Below are 826 nucleotides of genomic sequence, written 5' to 3' on the forward strand. Positions count from 1 at the left end.
TGACACCGAGAAACGCGCAGCCTGGGAAGCCCTCTTACAGCGTTTTCCGGCCCCGGATGTGGTGGTCACTGACGGCGGCACAGGATTGCTGTCTGCGAGGAAGTATGCCTGGCCTGATACCCGGGTCCAGAGGTGTCTGGTCCATATCCAGCGCAATGTGCGTACCTACCTGACCACCCGGCCCCGCACCGTCCCTGGCAAGGAGCTGCGGCAGCTATCGCTGGCGCTGACCAGGATCACCACCACTGAGCAGGCCACCGCCTGGCTGGCCGCCCTGGCTGATTTTCACCAGCGTCACCGGGGGTTCATCTACGCCCGCACCTACCGGGGACAGCACACCGGGGAAGTGCCCGCATGGGTGCGCCCCGGGCAGAAGTCCTGGTTCACCCACGACCGACTGCGCAAGGCCTACACACTCTTAGAACGCTGCGCGAAACACCAGGAACTGTTCACCTACCTGGAGCCCCAATTCGACTTCGAGGTCGCCTCCACCACGAATCAGATCGAAGGCGGGATCAACGCCCAACTGCGTCTGCTGCTGCGCCATCACCGAGGAATCCCCGCCGAGCACATGCGCCGGGCCGTGGAATGGTTCCTCTACCTGCGCAGCGAGGACCCACAGGCCCCACACCAGCTCATCCAGGAGCACCACTACCGTCCCCAGCCGAAGAAGCCGACCCCGACGGAGGAACCCATCGGCCCAGACCTCTATGGACGATCACCCAGCGCTGAGGAAGGACTCTGGGACAGAGCCGGGTGGGGCGGCAAAAGCTTCTGAATCCCCTGGACACGCCCGGACCAGCAACACATTTATGGCCTATAACCC

At 63.8% G+C, this 826-nt stretch carries 1 protein-coding gene; it reads left to right on the plus strand.

The window, feature by feature from the left end:
- A partial coding sequence (locus RH857_RS13570) for a transposase (RefSeq protein ID WP_310538506.1) occupies positions 1–778 on the plus strand: 778 nt, incomplete at its 5' end.
- Positions 779–826: the final 48 nt, after the last annotated feature.

This window comes from Nesterenkonia flava (assembly GCF_031432335.1).
GTDB classification, from domain to species: Bacteria; Actinomycetota; Actinomycetes; order Actinomycetales; family Micrococcaceae; genus Nesterenkonia; species Nesterenkonia flava.